The sequence below is a fragment of the Acidovorax radicis genome, from assembly GCF_020510705.1.
Lineage (GTDB): Bacteria > Pseudomonadota > Gammaproteobacteria > Burkholderiales > Burkholderiaceae_C > Acidovorax > Acidovorax radicis_A.
In genome coordinates, this window is the sequence record NZ_CP075184.1 from 111,611 (window position 1) to 127,986 (window position 16,376).

At 63.4% G+C, this 16,376-nt stretch carries 14 protein-coding genes; 6 read left to right on the forward strand and 8 right to left on the reverse strand.

What is annotated here, in order from left to right; genetic code table 11:
- Window positions 1-4 precede the first annotated feature (4 nt).
- The 4 genes from cas1 to KI609_RS00520 all read right to left on the reverse strand — a co-directional run bounded on the left by cas1 (window position 5) and on the right by KI609_RS00520 (window position 6,961).
- The gene (gene cas1, locus KI609_RS00505; RefSeq protein WP_226445895.1) at window positions 5-913 is read right to left on the reverse strand and encodes a type II CRISPR-associated endonuclease Cas1; all 909 of its coding nucleotides are present in this window, start codon (window positions 911-913) and stop codon (window positions 5-7) included.
- The gene (cas9, locus tag KI609_RS00510) at window positions 900-4,289 is read right to left on the reverse strand and encodes a type II CRISPR RNA-guided endonuclease Cas9 (RefSeq protein ID WP_226445896.1); all 3,390 of its coding nucleotides are present in this window, start codon (window positions 4,287-4,289) and stop codon (window positions 900-902) included. Before cas9 ends, cas1 begins: the two co-directional genes overlap by 14 nt.
- 270 nt (window positions 4,290-4,559) lie before the next feature.
- Entirely contained in the window at window positions 4,560-5,984 is a 1,425-nt protein-coding gene (locus KI609_RS00515; protein ID WP_226445897.1) for an FAD-binding oxidoreductase, read from the reverse strand.
- Window positions 5,985-6,178: 194 nt separating this feature from the next.
- Window positions 6,179-6,961 (reverse strand): DUF4397 domain-containing protein, encoded by a 783-nt coding sequence (locus KI609_RS00520; protein ID WP_226445898.1) that lies wholly within the window; start codon window positions 6,959-6,961, stop codon window positions 6,179-6,181.
- Between the two features lie 266 nt (window positions 6,962-7,227).
- On the opposite strand from KI609_RS00520, the gene KI609_RS00525 reads away from it, so the two are divergent.
- The 5 genes from KI609_RS00525 (at window position 7,228) to KI609_RS00545 (ending at window position 11,021) form a co-directional block, all read left to right on the forward strand.
- Window positions 7,228-8,016, forward strand: coding sequence for a GntR family transcriptional regulator (locus tag KI609_RS00525; protein WP_226445899.1), 789 nt, complete (start codon window positions 7,228-7,230; stop codon window positions 8,014-8,016).
- The gene (locus KI609_RS00530) at window positions 8,013-8,837 is read left to right on the forward strand and encodes a transporter substrate-binding domain-containing protein (RefSeq protein ID WP_226445900.1); all 825 of its coding nucleotides are present in this window, start codon (window positions 8,013-8,015) and stop codon (window positions 8,835-8,837) included. The genes KI609_RS00525 and KI609_RS00530 overlap by 4 nt, the downstream gene beginning before the upstream one ends.
- A 68-nt stretch (window positions 8,838-8,905) precedes the next feature.
- Window positions 8,906-9,580 (forward strand): amino acid ABC transporter permease, encoded by a 675-nt coding sequence (locus KI609_RS00535; protein WP_226445901.1) that lies wholly within the window; start codon window positions 8,906-8,908, stop codon window positions 9,578-9,580.
- A 6-nt stretch (window positions 9,581-9,586) separates the two neighbouring features.
- A complete protein-coding gene (locus KI609_RS00540; protein ID WP_226445902.1) occupies window positions 9,587-10,240 on the forward strand; it encodes an amino acid ABC transporter permease in 654 nt (217 codons plus the stop codon).
- Window positions 10,224-11,021 (forward strand): amino acid ABC transporter ATP-binding protein, encoded by a 798-nt coding sequence (locus KI609_RS00545; RefSeq protein WP_319003122.1) that lies wholly within the window; start codon window positions 10,224-10,226, stop codon window positions 11,019-11,021. The genes KI609_RS00540 and KI609_RS00545 overlap by 17 nt, the downstream gene beginning before the upstream one ends.
- 193 nt (window positions 11,022-11,214) lie before the next feature.
- On the opposite strand, the gene KI609_RS00550 is transcribed toward KI609_RS00545, so the two are convergent.
- On the reverse strand, window positions 11,215-11,583 hold the full coding sequence (locus KI609_RS00550) for an EF-hand domain-containing protein (protein ID WP_226445903.1): 369 nt from the start codon (window positions 11,581-11,583) through the stop codon (window positions 11,215-11,217).
- Between the two features lie 406 nt (window positions 11,584-11,989).
- Between KI609_RS00550 and KI609_RS00555 the strand changes: the two genes are divergently transcribed.
- Window positions 11,990-12,559 (forward strand): cob(I)yrinic acid a,c-diamide adenosyltransferase, encoded by a 570-nt coding sequence (locus KI609_RS00555; protein WP_226445904.1) that lies wholly within the window; start codon window positions 11,990-11,992, stop codon window positions 12,557-12,559.
- Between the two features lie 272 nt (window positions 12,560-12,831).
- Here the strand turns inward: KI609_RS00555 and KI609_RS00560 are convergent, their stop codons facing one another.
- From KI609_RS00560 to KI609_RS00570, 3 genes are all read right to left on the reverse strand, one after another.
- Window positions 12,832-13,254, reverse strand: a complete 423-nt coding sequence (locus KI609_RS00560) for a hotdog fold thioesterase (protein WP_226445905.1) — start codon at window positions 13,252-13,254, stop codon at window positions 12,832-12,834.
- A 188-nt stretch (window positions 13,255-13,442) separates the two neighbouring features.
- On the reverse strand, window positions 13,443-14,594 hold the full coding sequence (locus KI609_RS00565) for an ABC transporter substrate-binding protein (RefSeq protein WP_226445906.1): 1,152 nt from the start codon (window positions 14,592-14,594) through the stop codon (window positions 13,443-13,445).
- 170 nt (window positions 14,595-14,764) lie between these two features.
- Window positions 14,765-16,294 (reverse strand): acetyl-CoA hydrolase/transferase family protein, encoded by a 1,530-nt coding sequence (locus tag KI609_RS00570; RefSeq protein WP_226445907.1) that lies wholly within the window; start codon window positions 16,292-16,294, stop codon window positions 14,765-14,767.
- Between the last annotated feature and the right edge of the window lie 82 nt (window positions 16,295-16,376).

Sequence of the window (16,376 nt, forward strand, 5' to 3'; positions counted from 1 at the left end):
ACAGCTACATCTCAAATCTGTGCTGGTCTAGGCCCACCAGCCTGGGCAACTCCAGGGCTTGTTCGCCGCCGCCGTCCAGCAGCCTGGCCAACGACTCTGCCGCCTGCTCGATGGAAGACAGCACGCTCATGCGGCCACGCGGCATGGCCACGTCCACGTTCAGCAGGCCCACCAAGGCCACCTTGTCGGTAGGGCTCAGGTCGCCGTCCGTCTCTGCCGGGCAGTTTTGCGCCACATGCAGGTCCACGATGGCGCGATACGGTTCGATCAGGTCGTCGGCCAGGTTGAAGGCGTTTTGCTCGCTGCTGTGAAACAGCCCCACGCTGGGCAGCAAGCCATGCGCTACCAGCGCACGGGCGCAGGCACCGCGCATCACGGCGTAACCGTAGTCCAGGGCGGCATTTACCCAGCCTTCCTGGCTGCGGTGAAAGCTGCGTCCAAACAGTTGCGGAAAGTAATACGCGCTGGCCTGCGCTTCCATATTGCCGGTATCGCCCGAGCGCACCCTGCGTGCATACGAGGCCAGGCGGTCTGCGCCAGAGACAGCCAGCAGTTGCAGGCACCGGGTCTGGTTGTCGATCTTGCTTTGCACGATGGTGGCCCATGCACGCTTGGCGGTGGGCTTGTCAATGCTCAGCTGCAGGCGCTGCATGCGGGTAGCACGGCTGTGCTGCAAGAAGGGCAAAAAAACGCCATTAGGCTGGTGGTTGTCGCCTGTGCTGTACATGCCAATGCCGTATTCGGCGCAGGCCGAAAGCACAGGGTGCGTGAGCGTGATCTCGCGGTGGTTGAGCACGATTACCGCGATGTCTTCAAACGGTACACGGGCCGATTGCTCTTGCTCCACCACCAGCGCGAAATGCTCGCGCTTGAGCTTGGCGGGCTTGCTGACGATGACGCTACGCCAGACCATGACGCTGCTCCGGCCGGGTGGGGTGGCTTGTTCCCAGAACGTCGACATTCAACTTTCGTATCGATAGCGCTGTTTTCGCACCGATGCCACGAATGAGCCCGTCTTTGCCGACATCGCTTGCCCGATCGTGCGCCCAAAGATTCAATGCACCGGTTGATCGATCACAACCAGAGTAGTAGCCAACGTACTGTTCCTTTTTAAGGCATATCTTCAGCAGGTCGTTGCTGTACACGGAAAACAAAAACTCAAAACTCTCATCCACAAGCGTCCACTCCTCCTCGTCCTTGAACGCCACGATCGCCCGGTTGGGCAAGCCAGTCACCCGGTTGTGCACGTACACCGGTACTAGGTGGAACTTGCCCGCCTTGGTGAACACGTCCACACGCAGCATAGTGTCGTTCTTGGCAATGCCACCACGAATGGGGATGCCGCTGAGTTTGTCGATCACCAGCTTGACGGTTCGCACAATGGGGCCAGTGGGATTCCCGTCCTTGTCGGGCTTATAGAACGGTTGGTCTGGGCCGAAGGCTTTGTCGGCTTTGCCGCCATGGACTTCCAGGCGTGCGCGAATGGCGGCGTACAGCTTGGCATTGCGGTGCGGGTCTGCCAAGTTGTCCAGGTCCTTGAGGGTCAGGCTCGATAGAGGTACTTTCTGCACCACTCCGCCTTGCTTGCGCAGCGCTTCGGGTTGGGCATAGATCGTTTCTTTGTGCACCGCCCCGTCATTACGCCGCTGGGGAGCTCGCGACACAAACAGCGTGCGCACCCCCAGCAAGTCCTGCTCCGAATACGTACCCAGCCTTTGCAAATCTTCGCGCAGTGCCTGCAGGTCGTCCGAATACAAGCGTGCCTGCAGCTCGTGCCTGAAGTGCGCCCAGGGTTCTGGAAAGTGCAGCACGCCGCGAGCATGGGCCTCGGGGTTGAGGATCTCGCCAGTTTCCGGGTCAGGGAATCCCTCCTTCAAGTAGGCCACTTCCTTGTTGCGAGAATAGTCAGCCAGGGCTTTCACCATGGCGTGGCTGCAGGCGGCCACTACGGCGGCATCTAGTGCGTGGTGGCGGTCGCTCTCGCTGCGCACCTTGCTCAGGCCCCAGCGGGCGCGCAAAAAGGCCGTGAGTTGCCCATTGACCACCACGCAGCGCTTGTTGGCATTGCCGTCGGCACGTGGGGCCAACTGCAGGTGTTCCTCCACATAGTTTTTGAAGAACTTGCAGATGTAGCGTGTGTCATTGAGGTTGCGGTCTTTGAAGCCGCTGGCCTCTTCGGCCCCGTAGTTCTTACGCAGCAAGCGGTTGCGCTTGGCCATGCGGTAGCTCTTGTTGCCGTTCACCCACGCTGCATAGTTGCGCCAGCGGTCGCCGTCTTCGCCCCCGGCAAAGATGGTTAGGTATTCATACGCGGTGCGGTTGCCCTTGTTCTGGTTCTCGCGCGTCAGCACCAGCACCTTGTTGTTCTTGCTGTCGTCGTAGCTGCGCGAGTAGGGCAGCGCGTGGTCGATCTGCGCATAGTTGGCATCGTTGAGGACGCGATCAATGTCCAGGCCTTCCAGCGAGTACGCACACTTGCCATGTTGCTCGCGGTAAAGCATCCACTTTTCAAAAACAATGCCTTTGGGACGATAGCCATGGTCTTGTTCAAAGCTCTCCCGGGCCTTGTCGTTGCGATCTCTGAATTCCTCCTGCAGTTTTTTGACTTCGCGCCGCTCATCTAGTGGCCGCGACAAATCTCTTGCCATTTCAATGTGCACGGCAGACAGGCTGCCATGCTTCTTGATGATGGCGTTCACCACCTTGCGCGCCTGGTTCAAGGCTCGTAGTACCACGGGGTTGCGCGGTACGTCGATGTCATCGCGGAACACCATGGAGCCGGTGCTGCTACGCTCGTCCTTGTAGAACGACGGCAGGTAGGACCTTGTGCCCGTGCCAAGCACCACGCGCTGGCTGTGGTGGCCGTAGTCGCTGATTTGCGCCACCGCCTCGTCGTAGCGCAGGCCGCGCTCCATGTGCGGAACGATCTGGCGCAGCGCCTTGAGCGACAGCGCATGAAACTTGTCAAAGCGCAGCCCCAGCAATACCGGTATGACTGCCTGCGCTTGCGGCAGCTCCAGTGCGGCAAGTTCGCGCTCCACTTCGGCATCGTCCTTGTAGACGCTGAGCACCCAGCCAATGCCGTCAAGCCACTGCGACTGCCCGTCCAACGCGGCTACGCTGACTTGCTGCCACACAGCTTGCAGCCCGGCTTTGCTTAACGCCTTGCGCAGGTCGTGCCAAGCAGGCAGTTTCACCAGGGGCTGGTCTTCTGGGTCCTTGACTTTGCCTGCTTCTTTTTGCGCTTCGCTGGGATAGGCCAAGCCACCGAAGCGGGCAGTGTCGGGTATGTAGCCTGCCTTGACGAGCGCCGCCTTGAGCGTTTTGTACTTGAACTGCTCGGTTTGGTAGGGCAGCGGCAGCGCCAACGCGCGCTCGTCTTGCGTCAGCGGGCGCGATACACCATCCACCACCACGCGCAGGTTGTTCAGCCGGGTGAGCCAGACATGTCGCTCTGCGGAATAGCTGGCTTTGGGTGCGCGAAATTCGGATTTCTCAAATGTGCAGTGACCCAGCATTTTGAGCAGATCCGCGCCCGCCAGTGCGGGCTTCTGGCGCCAGAACAAACCACTTCTTTGGTCGCCGTTGCCGCGCACGCGTTGTTCAAACTCTGCTCCGGCGTGCGGGTTACCAAGCCTGCGCTGGTGCTCAAACAGCAAGGAAAACTCTTTGTCGAGCAGAACCCTGGAAAGCGCCTTGTCGTACTCGCCACGTTTGTTGCGCTGGGCGTGCGGAAATTCCGCCAGCACCATTTCAGCAGCGGTGCGGTAGCCCTTGGCGGTCATTTTGGCGGCGGTGTCGGCCAGGCCCTTTTTCACGCGGCCACTTTCACCCTTGCCGTCCCCTTCGGCCTGCATCTCCTCGGCCTTGCTGGCCCAGTGAAACCCGCGGTGCTTGCACAGGTGGTAGATCACGCGGGCCCACTCTTGTTTTGAAAGCAGGCGATCCAGTCCCTCAGCGCGCAATTGCCAGGTGGAGATCGAAGCGGATGGCTGTTGTTTGAAAAACGCTGCGTTGTCGATCAAGCCTTCCTGTTTGAGCAACCGCCCCAATTTCGTCAGGCGCCAGCTTCTGCGGTACAGCCGCCTGCGCAAAAGGCGGGCCTGGCGTCTGGCCAGGTTCAATGACTCGCCTTCTTTCGCAGTCTCTGCCTTGTCGAAGCAGCGCACGCCAATGTCGACAATGCGCGCCTCGTTCAAGACGGCCCAGCCGACGGATGCAATGCCAATGTCCAGGCCCAGGGTCAGAAATTGGGGGGTGGGAGGCGTGTCGTTTGCCGCTTGATTCATGTGGTCTTCCTGCTACACTCGCTCCGTTTGTAGTTATCCGGGGTGAGAGCCGTTGCTGCAATAAGGAGGGGCCGAAACGCCCCGTCCGTACCCAAAAGCCTGGCAGGGCAACCTGCCAGGCTTTTTCATTGTCTGGGTTCGCAGGCTTTTGTCAAAAAATGTATCGCTAAGGTGAGCTTCGTTCCCTTGTCTATGGCCGACGTGAGAGGCTTAACGAGCATGAAAAAAGCGCCGCAAGCGGCGCTGTTGTTCTGAAGTTCGGCTGCTGCTTCACAGTGCAAAAATCTTCCCCGGGTTCAGGATGTTCTTCGGGTCCAGCGCGCGCTTGATGGCACGCATCATGTCCACCGCGCCTGCGCCGGTTTCGTCCAGCAAAAAGCCCATCTTGTGAATGCCCACACCGTGCTCACCCGTGCAGGTGCCGCCCATGCTCAGGGCCCGGGCGACCAGGGTGTGGTTCATGGCTTCGGCCTTCGTGCGTTCTTCGGCGCTGTTGGGGTCGATGAGGTAGCCGAAGTGGAAGTTGCCGTCGCCCACGTGGCCGACGAGGAAGTAGGGGATGCCGCTGCCTTCCACCTCGTCCACCGATTCGAGCAGGCAGTCGGCCAGGCGGCTGATGGGCACGCAGGTGTCGGTGCTGATGGCGCGGCAGCCGGGGCGGCTTTGCACGGCGGCAAAGTAGGCGTTGTGCCGGGCGGTCCACAGGCGGGTGCGTTCCTCGGGCGTGCTGGCCCATTCAAAGGCCTGGCCGCCAAATTCGTTGGCAATGTCCTGTACGGTTTCGGCCTGCTCCTTCACGCTGGCGGGCGAGCCGTGGAACTCCATCAGCAGCATGGGTTCTTCGTGCAGGCCTAGCTTGCTGTGGGCGTTGACCATGCGCACGGTGTGGCGGTCAATCAGCTCCACGCGGGCAATGGGCACGCCCAGCTGGATGGTCTGGATGGTGGTGCGCACGGCCGCTTCGATGCTGGGGAAGGAGCAGATGGCGGCGCTGACCGCCTCGGGCAGGGGGTACAGGCGCACGGTGATCTCGGTCATGATGCCCAGCGTGCCCTCGCTGCCCACCATCAGGCGCGTGAGGTCGTAGCCCGCGCTGCTCTTTTTGGCACGGGTGCCGGTGTGGATGACTTCGCCGCTGGCAGTGACCACTTGCAGCGCCAGCACGTTCTCGCGCATGGTGCCGTAGCGCACGGCGTTGGTGCCGCTGGCGCGGGTGGCGCACATGCCGCCGATGCTGGCGTCGGCACCGGGGTCGATGGGGAAGAACAGGCCCGTGTCCTTGATGGCCTCGTTCAAGGCTTTGCGCGTGATGCCGGGCTGCACCGTCACCGTGAGGTCTTCGGCATTGATGCTCAGCACCTGGTTCATGCGGCTCACGTCGATACTGATGCCGCCCTGCACGGCCAGCAGGTGGCCTTCGAGCGACGAGCCTGCGCCGTAGGGGATGACCGGCACTTCGTATTGACTGGTCAGCTTGACCGCATCGGCCACGTCCTGCGTGCTCTCGGCAAACACCACGGCCGAGGGCGGTGGTGCCTGCAGCGAGCCTTCGTCGCGGCCATGCTGCTCGCGCACCGCCTGTGCCAGCGAGCACTGCGCACCAAAGCGGGCCTGCAGTGCGTCGATGAGTGCGGGGGGCACGTCGCGCAGTTTGATTTCGGGCAGCAGGTGGGCGGCAGCGGTGGGGGCGTTCATGGGCGGGTCTCCTGGGTAAGCCGAAAAGAATACCACCAGGGTCTCGGCGCTACCAAAGGCCCCGTCACGTCCATGGGGGAGATGGGCAGTGTGTGTGCACACGGGCGGCGCTCGCATGCTTTCGCACCCAACGCGCCAAGCGCGCGGGGCATGCACCTGCTTGCACCCCACGCGCCTTGGCGCGGGTTGTCTGGTCAGCTGGTCGCCAGCGCGTTGGCCAGCAAGGCCGAGTCGCCCTTTTCTTGCAGCGCACTCACGTTGGGGTATGAGCCGCTGGGGCGTGGCACCACCACCAGCGTGTGCACCGAGGTGCTCGACAGGTTGATCTGCGTGGTGTAGTCGAACAGCACGTTGCTCTGGTCATTTTTGGTGGTGAGGCGGATGCGGTAGGTGCCCGCATTGAGTGTTCCAAAGTCACTCAGCTCTCCATAGGCACTCACGGTGGCCGTCGGGCTCAAGCCGCTCAGGCTTGTGGTGTTGGTGACGTAAAGGTCCAGGCCCGTCAGGCTTTCAGCCGCGTGAAACAGGCGCACCTTCACGCTGCCGCTGCCTGCGCTGCTGTTGGTCTCGGCAAAAAAGCGAAATTTCATGTTGTTGGCCAGTGAGCCATACGCCAGCACGCTCGTGTAGCTGTCTTCGTCCAGCGTTCGTGTTTCCGTGAGCTGCGCTGACGAGCCCCCGCCGTTGTACAGAGCAAACTGGGTGGAGTCGGCATCCACGGTGCGCCAGCTGGTGATGGAGCCGCCGTTGGAGAGCTTGGAGACCTCCTGGGTGCTGCCCAGATAGAAGTCCGCCTGGGTGTCATCCACCGTGGCGTTGATGAACCGCACGTTGGCTTCGCTGCCAAGCCCGCCGCCGCAACCCGCCAGAGTCAGCAGGCCGCCGCTGCCGATCAACCCCAGTGCAGATACCAGCAGGCGGCGTCGCCCGGGGGCGTGTGCAAGTGCTGCAGAGTCGATTGGCGTAGGGTGGGACACGGCGTGTTTCCTTGTAGTGCATGGGTCAAAAGTGGTGCAGAGCCTACAAATCAATTGAGGAGAACTTGTGGAGATTGGGTAAAGAGGCACCAAGCGGGGCGAACAAAAGAGGCGGGGGTGGTGGGAGTGGTGGGCGGGCGCCGCCATCGTGAGGCACGCGCCCTGTGCACGCGTGGCCAGGGCAGGGGGGCGGGATGCGTTGGTGCGCCACAGTGGTGCATCGCACTTGTATACCAGTTGGCACGGAACCTGCGATACCGCAGGCAATGACCACCGCCACCGAGATCAGCAACCGCATCATCGAAGCCGTGATGGCGCAAAAACTCGCCCCGGGCTCCCGCCTGGGCGAGCAGCAACTGGCGATGCTGTTCGATTGCAGCCGCACCATCGTGCGCGAGGCGCTCACGCGGCTGTCCACACGCGGCATCGTTACGGTGAGCGCGCGGCGCGGCTGGTATGTGATCGAGCCCTCGGAAGACGAAGCCCGCGAGGCCTTCGAGGCGCGCCGCGTGATCGAGCTGGGCCTGTTGCACCAGCTCAAGGCCGTGGACAAGGCCGCCGTGCGGCAGCTCAAGAGCCACCTGCAGCGCGAAAAGGCCGCCCTGGCGGGCGCCGATGTGGGGGTGCGCAGCTTTTTGCTGGGCGACTTTCACGTGTGCCTGGCCGAATGCCTGGGCAACAGCCTGCTGGCCGACACGCTGCGCGACTTCACGGCGCGCACCACGCTGATCGCCATGCTCTACCAGTCCTCGCATGACGCGGCGCAGTCGTGCGCCGACCACGTGCGCATCGTCGAGGCGCTGGAGGCCGGCGACATCGCCCGCGCCGAGGTCCTCATGTCCGAACACATCGGCACCGTCCAGGACGCGCTGCGCCTGCAGGCGAGCCACGACCCGCTGGCCGAGCTGCGCGATGCGCTGGCGCCCGTGCGCAAGAGCGCCTCGGCACCCGCTGCCGGGCCCGCCAAGGTTCGGGCACCGAGCAAGGCAATTGCCAAGAAACCCGTTTCCCCACCGTCCGACAACGCATCCACCTACCTAGGAGCCCTGCTATGACCCTCCGTGCCACCGCCACCCGTGCCACCACCCGCCGTTCCACCCTGGGCCTGCTGGCCGCCGTCGGCCTGTCGGCCGCGCTGCTGACACCCGCCGCGCATGCGCAGAACGCGCTGGACAACATCCTCAAGGCCAAAGAAATCAAGATCGCCATCCCCACCGACTACCCGCCCTACGGCTTTGTTGGCACCGACCTCAAGCCCCAGGGCCTGGACGTGGAGATGGCCGGCTATATCGCCGCCAAGCTGGGCGTGAAGGTCGAGCTGATCCCCGTGACCAGCGCCAACCGCATTCCTTATCTGCAGACGCAGAAGGCGGACCTTGTTATCTCCACGCTGGGCAAGAACCCCGAGCGCGAGAAGGTGATCGACTTCACCGCTGCCTACGCACCGTTTTTCCAGGCCGTGTTCGCGAGCAAGAGCCTGATCATCAAGAGTTTTGCCGACCTGGCGGGCAAGTCGGTGGCCGTGACACGCGGCGCTATGGAAGACCAGGAGCTGGGCAAGGTGGTGCCCGCTGGCGTGGACGTGAAGCGCTTCGAGGACCATGCCGCCAGCATCTCGGCCTTCGTGTCGGGCCAGACGCAGGCCATTGCTACCAGCGCGTCAACGGCCGGGACCATCATGATGAAGAACCCCAACCTGGCCACCGAATACAAGCTGCTGCTCAAGGACAGCCCCAACTTCATCGGCGTAGCCAAGGGCGAAGACAAGCTGCGCCTGCGCGTGAACGAGATCATTGCCGAGGCGAAGAAGTCGGGTGACATCGACAAACTGTCGAGCAAGTGGCTGGGCCGCCCTGCGGGCGACCTGCCTCTGTGATGCTGCGCACAGGATGAACCGCTGAAACCCAAGGGCCTGTGGCGCGACAAGCGGCGCAGGGCACAAGCATGCTGATTGCGCTCGATTTTTCTGCCGTCCTCGTGTCGTGGCCGTTGCTGGTGCGCGGCGTGCTCTGGACCATCGGCCTCACCATCGTGGGCACCGTGCTGGGCCTGCTGTTGGGCACGGCCTGTGCCTGGGCACGTGCCCGCAACCTGGGTCACCGGCCCTTGGCCCTGCGCTGGGTGGTGGCCAGCTATGTGGAGCTGGTGCGCAACACGCCCTTCATCGTGCAGCTGTTCTTCCTGTTCTTCGGGCTGCCCGCCATGGGGCTCAAGCTGTCGCCCGAGTTCGCCTCGGTGCTGGCCATGGTGATCAACCTCGGGGCGTACTCGGCCGAGATCATCCGGGCCGGTATCGAGGCCACGCCGCGCGGCCAGATCGAGGCGGCACACAGCCTGGCGCTCACGCCGGGCCAGACCTTCCGCCGCGTGGTGCTGCCGCCGGCACTGCAAAAGGTGTGGCCCGCCATGGTGAGCCAGATCATCATCGTGATGCTGGGCTCGGCGGTGTGTGGGCAAATCTCCACGCCCGAGCTGAGCTATGCGGCCAACCTGATTTCGAGCAACACCTTCCGCGCGTTCGAGGCCTTCATCCTGGCCACGCTGGTGTACCTGGTGCTGTCCATGCTCACCCGCCGCCTGCTGATGTGGGTGGGCGCACGTTTCTTGGTCGGGAGGTAAGCCGCCATGGTCGAATTCTCTCTGTGGGACATCCTGCGCAACCTGCTGCTGGCAGCGCGCTGGACGGTATCTCTCTCCCTCATCGCCTTCATCGGCGGCGGCCTGGTGGGCCTGGTGCTGCTGGTGCTGCGGCTGTCCAAACTGCGTGGCACCGACCGCGCGGTGGGCGCCTATGTGCAGGTGTTCCAGGGCACACCACTGCTCATGCAGCTGTTCCTCGCGTACTTCGGCATTGCGCTGTTTGGCATCCAGACCTCGCCGTGGACGGCCGCCGCCGTGGCGCTCACGCTCTACACCAGCGCCTACCTCACCGAGATCTGGCATGGCTGCGTGGCCTCCATCCCCAAGGGCCAGTGGGAGGCGGCGCAGAGCCTGGCGCTCAACTTTGGCGAGCAATTGCGCCACGTGGTGCTGCCGCAGGCGCTGCGCATTGCGGTGCCGCCCACGGTGGGCTTTCTGGTGCAGGTGATCAAGGGCACGGCGCTGGCGTCGGTGATTGGGTTTGTGGAGCTGACCAAGGCCGGCAGCATGATCTCCAACGCCACCTACAAGCCCTTCCTCGTCTATGCCTGCGTGGCCCTGTTGTACTTTTTCTTGTGCTTCCCGGTCAGCCTGGTGGCGCAGTTCCTTGAAAGGAAACTCCATGGCAACCGCCACTGAAACCAGCACATCCCCTGCGGCCGCCAAAGACGCTTCGCCCGTGGGCCGGCCCATCGTCGAGATCACGGCGCTGCGCAAGTCCTATGGCACGAACGAGGTGCTCAAAGGTATCGACCTCAAGGTGCGCAAGGGCGAGGTGATCGCCATCATCGGCAAGAGCGGCTCGGGCAAGAGCACGCTGCTGCGCTGCGTGAACGGGCTGGAAGTGTTCCAGGAAGGTGCGCTCAGCGTGGACGGCCAGAAGCTCATGCACGAGAGCCCCACCGCCATGCGCGCGCTGCGCCAGCAGGTGGGCATGATCTTTCAGAGCTTCAACCTGTTCCCGCACCTTTCGGTGGGCCGCAACATCATGCTGGCCCCCACGCTGGTCAAGGCGCGCGATGCGGCCACCGCTGCAGTGCAGGCGCGCAAGCTGCTCGAGCGCGTAGGCCTGGCCGAAAAGTTTGACGCCATGCCCGACCAGCTCTCTGGCGGACAGCAGCAGCGCGTAGCCATTGCGCGTGCACTGGCGATGGAGCCGCAGGTGCTGCTGTGCGATGAGATCACCTCGGCGCTCGACCCGGAGCTTGTGGGCGAAGTGCTGCGCGTGGTGGAGTCGCTGGCGCAAGAAGGCATGACGCTGATGATGGTCACGCACGAGATGGCGTTTGCGCGCAAGGTGAGCGACCGCGTGATCTTCATGCACCAGGGGCGGGTGCATGAGCAGGGCTCTCCGGCGGATTTGTTTGGTAGCCCGAAAACGCCTGAGTTGCAGCAGTTTTTGTCGTCGTTGCACGACTGAGCGCCGGGGCCATTGGCGGCAACCTGCGCTGCGAAAAGCGGCAGTCCGTGGATGCACAAAACGAGAGCCCGCCCACACCCTGGAGTTCCAGTGTGGGCGGGCTCAAGAGGTCTACGACCTGCTAACGGATGGGTAGTTGCGCCTCCTGCTCTGGCATGACTGCCTCAGAGGAAGTTCATAGGGAGGGTCAGTATCAGGAGTTGACTCCCTTGTCGAATTCGGCGCGGGACAGCGTTCCGCTTTTGTCGGTATCGAGTTCGTTGAAGCGTTGACTGATCGCAGGCAGCTTGGTGGCCTCCTTGGCGTTCAGTTGGCCATCCTTGTCGCTATCGGCGCGATCAAAGGCGGAAGCAGCGGCAACTGCGGGATGGGATGAACCGGGGCCCACGGAATAGGAGGGAGCGGCCTGCGAGGTTGTTTTGCTCCCGGGACCAAATTGAGGGCCTGATGAAGAGGTTTGTGCTTGTGCGTGCATCGCACCCGCGCCGCCAAGCGAGAGGGCCGCGAAAAGCATCACGCTGCGTGTGTCGAACGAATAAGTGCGTCGTTGCAGTGCTTTCATGGAAGCTAAGCTCCTTCGAAGTTGAACAGAAGTGCATTGCACCGCAGCATGGCGATGGACGCCAGCACTCTTGCCTGCTGTTGCCTTGATCAACATTTGCCAGCGCGGTGTAACGGCAAAGGCGCTGTTTATGTCGCTGTGTCGCGATGATGTAGCGAGACGTACGCCGCTTGCCTCCATGGCATCGCACGAAAACCTGAGCGCACGGCCTGCCTGCGTGCCTGCCGGGTGCGGCCCGGTGAAGCGTTTCTGGTCGGTGCTTTGTGGGCGTGCTGTGCTCTGTCTGTGGGCTTTAGGCACGGCAATGAGAGGCTGGCGGAAAATAGTGCATTCCTTGCCGCGGGCTGCGCCACCGTTGTCCGTGCCACTCCCTCACCACCAAGCACCACGCAACCAGGGCACCATCATGGGCAACCGACTCACTCAGATCGCAACGCGCACCGGCGATGCAGGCACCACGGGCCTGGGCAACAATGAACGTGTGTCCAAAAACAGTGTGCGCATCCACGCCTTGGGCGATGTGGACGAACTCAATTCACACATCGGCCTGTTGCTGTGCGAGCCCTTGCCGGGCGATGTGCGTGTTCTGCTGGTCGAGATACAGCACCAGCTGTTCAACCTGGGGGGCGAGCTGTCGATCCCCGGGTTTGAGTTGCTCAAGCCCGAGGCGGTGCTGCAGCTTGACGAGGCCCTGGCTCACCACAACGCGGCGCTGCCGCGATTGCAGGAATTCATCTTGCCAGCCGGCACCCGTGCCGCATCGCAAGCCCACGTGTGCCGCACCGTGGCACGGCGGGCCGAGCGCATGGTGGTGGCGCTGGGTAACGAAGAGGCCCTGAACGACGCGCCGCGCCAGTACCTCAACCGCCTGTCGGACCTGATGTTTGTCCTCGCCCGCGTGCTCAACCGCATGGATGGCGGTGATGACGTGTACTGGAAAAGCGAGCGCCTGGCGCAGCAGAACGCTACTGAATAGATAGCTGCTGGCGCTTATTCAATAAGCGATAGAGGCTGATTTCACTCAAAATTCAACCCCAGCCTTTGCAACCGGCGCTGCCCAAGCCAGGGCAGCCGAGCAAGGGGCGCCCCGCCGCGAGGGCTGCGTCCCCCTTCCCGGAGCGCGAAGCGCGCAGAGAGAAGGGGCTGAGGGTCGCGGCTCCGAGCCTGCCTGCGCAGGCTTGGACGGCCCGAAGAGCTGTCGCCTCTGGCGACCAGCACCGAGCGGTTAGCGCCTCAAGGGGATGTACTTTATTTCGGCGCCAGGATCGCCATGGTCAGCCGCGACACGCAGGTCAGCTCCCCTGCCTCGTTGACCAGTTCGATCGCCCACACATGGGTGCTGCGGCCCAGGTGCACGGGTCGTGCCGTGCCGGTCACCCAGCCGCTGGTGGCCGAGCGCAGGTGGTTGGCGTTGATATCCAGGCCCACCGCGTTGTGGCCCTCGGGGCTGGCGTAATAGGCACCCAGCGAGCCCAGGGTCTCGGCCAGTACGACACTCACGCCGCCGTGCAGCAGGCCAAACGGCTGCCTGGTGCGGTGGTCTACGGGCACGCGGCCCCGCAGAAAATCGTCACCCAGCTCCACGATCTCGATGCCCAGGTGCTGCGAGGCGGTCTGGTCGTTGGTGGCGTTGAGGGTGCTCAGATCGATGGGTTTTTTCCAGATGGGCATGGCGTGGTGGGCAAAGCAGTAGGTGGTGCTGCACGCTGGTGCAGCACCACGCCAGATGAGAATGCCGGGGTGTCCCGGGCGGCGGCTTGCCGGGTCAGCATTTTGTTCACAGCGTTCCCGGGTGGTGCCATTGTGCTGAATTTCCGGGGGCCGTGTTCTCCAGCCAGGCCGTGCGCACAGGGCGCTTGTCAGCCGATGAAGCGGCCGTTGGCGCCCAGAATCCCCAGGTCCATGAAACGCGAGCCCACATAGGGTGCGCTGCCCGCATAGTCAATGGTGAGGCCGCCGAGATCGCTGTTGCGGATGCCGGCCAGTGCCGTGCGTAGCTTGGCGCGGGTCAGGTCGCGGCCGGCGCGTTCCAGCCCGTCGGTCAACACGCGCGCATTCACATACCCCTCAAAGCTGCGCGACGAAAACTCCTGAAAACCCAGTGCCCGCATGGCGCGTTGGTATTCGCGGACCAGGGCCACGCTGGTGCGTCCTGCATCGGGCAGCACCATCGACAGCGCCACCCCCGAGGCCTTGCCACCGAGCTGGCGCAGGTTGTCGCCGCTCAGGGCCACGCTGGTCGCAGCCAGCGGGGTGCTGGGCGAGACTTTCTTGAATTCGTTGATCAGCGTGGCCGAGACGTCCCCTGCTGTGCCCAGCAGCACCGCATTGGGCTTGGCGGCCACGGCTTGTTTGACCACGTCGTTGACTTGCGCGCCCGCTGCGTCGAGCTTGAAGGCTTTGGGGGCGGGCTGTTTGGCGGCGAGCAGGGCGCTTTTCACGTCCGCCAGAAATTCGCGGCCAAAGGCCGTGTCCTGGTACACGATGGCCAGGTCCGAAATGCCCATGGTCACCAGCTTTTGTGTCAGCCGCTGGGCCTCGTCCGAGTAGCTGGCGCGCACGTGGAACACCGAGCGGTATTCGGCTTTGCGCAGCGACGTGGCGCCGCTTTGTGGGGCCACGTAGGGGATCTGCGCTTCATCCACCAGTGGCAGGATGCGCTGGTTGTTGGCCGTGCCCATGCACGACAAAAGCGCCACCACGTTGCTGTCGGCAATCAGTTTGCGCGCATTGTCTTCCGAGCGGGCCGGGTCATAGCCGTCGTCGATGGCCAGCAGCTTCAGTTCGCGGCCGTTGATGCCCCGCGTGTTGGCCTGTGCGATGCCCGCATCCAGCCCCTGCTTGAGTTCGCGCCCCAGGCTGGCCAGCGGACCCGTGAGGCCCACCGAGCAGCCAATGGTGACCACCTTGGCATCCATGGCGTCCTGCACACCCACGGCATGCGACCACGGGGCAAAGGCAAGACCGGCACTGGCGGCCACGAGAGAATGGGTGAACTGACGACGTTGCATGGCAAAGACCTGAGTAAAAGCAGCCAGCCCCGAAGAGGGGCTGGTGCGGGAGCGGAGGGGAGACCTGCGTAGGGCCTGTGTGGCCTAGGGTTAACCCCAATTCTAGCCAGGGCCCATGCACCCGCCTGCGCAAACCGGTGGCGGGCCGACGGGCGGCTTGGTTTGCCTGCTCAGACGGGCAGGTCCTGGCGCATCGACCCTGTGTCTACATACCGCTGGTGCCACGACAGGGCTTCGTTCAGCAGATGGGGGGTGTGCTGGCCCACGGGGTTGCGTTGGGCGCGGGCCACGTAGTCATGCAACGCAGGGCGAAAGTCCGGGTGGGCGCACTGGTCGATGATGACCTGGGCGCGTTGCTTGGGGCTCAGGCCGCGCAGGTCGGCCAGGCCCTGCTCGGTGACGATGATCTGCGTATCGTGCTCGGTGTGGTCCACATGCGAGACCATGGGCACGATGCAGCTGATGGCGCCGTCCTTGGCCACCGACGGCGTCACGAAGAACGACAGGTAGCCATTGCGCGCAAAGTCGCCCGAGCCGCCGATGCCGTTCATCATCCCCGAGCCCATGATGTGTGTGGAGTTGATGTTGCCGTAGATGTCGGCCTCGATCATCGAGTTCATGGCAATGATGCCCAGGCGGCGCACCAGCTCGGGGTGGTTGGAGATCTCCTGCGGCCGCAGGATGATGCGCTCGCGGTAGAAGTCGATGTTCTTCTCGAAGTCTTCAAAGGCCGTGCGGCTCAGGGAAATCGCCGTGGCAGACGCCTTGCTCATCTTGCCCGCGCGCAGCAGGTCCAGCATGCCGTCCTGCAGCACCTCGGTGAAGCCCAGCAGGTTCTCGAACGGGCCCGTCAGCAGACCGGCCAGCACGGCGTTGGCCACGTTGCCCACCCCCGACTGGATGGGCAGCATTTCCTTGGGCAATCGGCCCATCTTCATCTCGTGCGCGAGAAAGTCGATGATGTACTGGGCAATGCGGTTGGAGTTCGCGTCGGGCGCGGCAAATACGTTGTCGCGGTCGCCCCGGTGCGTTTCCACCACGGCGATCACCTTGGCCGGGTCCACTTTCAGGTAGGCCTCGCCAATGCGGTCGTCGGCCTGCGTCATGTGAATGGGCATGCGGCGCGGCGGGATGGCCGTGCCGTAGTAGATGTCGTGCATGCCTTCCATCTCGGCGGGCAGTCGGGTGTTCACTTCCAGAATCACCTTGTCGGCAATCTCCAGCCAGGTCTTGTTGTTGCCCACGGAGGTGGAGGGAATCAGCAGGCCGTCGGCCGTGACGCCCAGCACTTCGATCACCGCAACGTGCATGTGCCCCAGAAAGCCAAACCACGCATGCTGGGCCACGTGCGACAGGTGCATGTCGATGAAATCGATCGAGCCTTCGTTGATCTTCCTGCGCGCGATCGGATCGGTGTTGAACGGCAGGCGTTGGCCTATCGCATCGGCGTCGGCCATCACGCCGTCGGCCTCCGGCGCGGTGGATGCGCCCGTCCATACATTGATCCGGTAGGGCTTGCCGGCTGCATGTTCGGCCCTGGCATGGGCCGCGATGGCTGCCGGAAGCGCCTTGGGGTAGCCCGCGCCGGTGAAGCCGCTCATGCCCACATTGGCGCCTGCGGGGATCAGGGCGGCTGCCTCGTCGGCAGACAGGGTGCGAGAGAGAAAGTCGGGGTACAGCACCCGATGAGCCAAGGTCATGAAGAAAGCTCCACACAAAAATGGAAAGGGGCAGCCCTTTGTTGAACGGGCGGCCCCACAAGTGCCAAAGATGTTAGCAAGC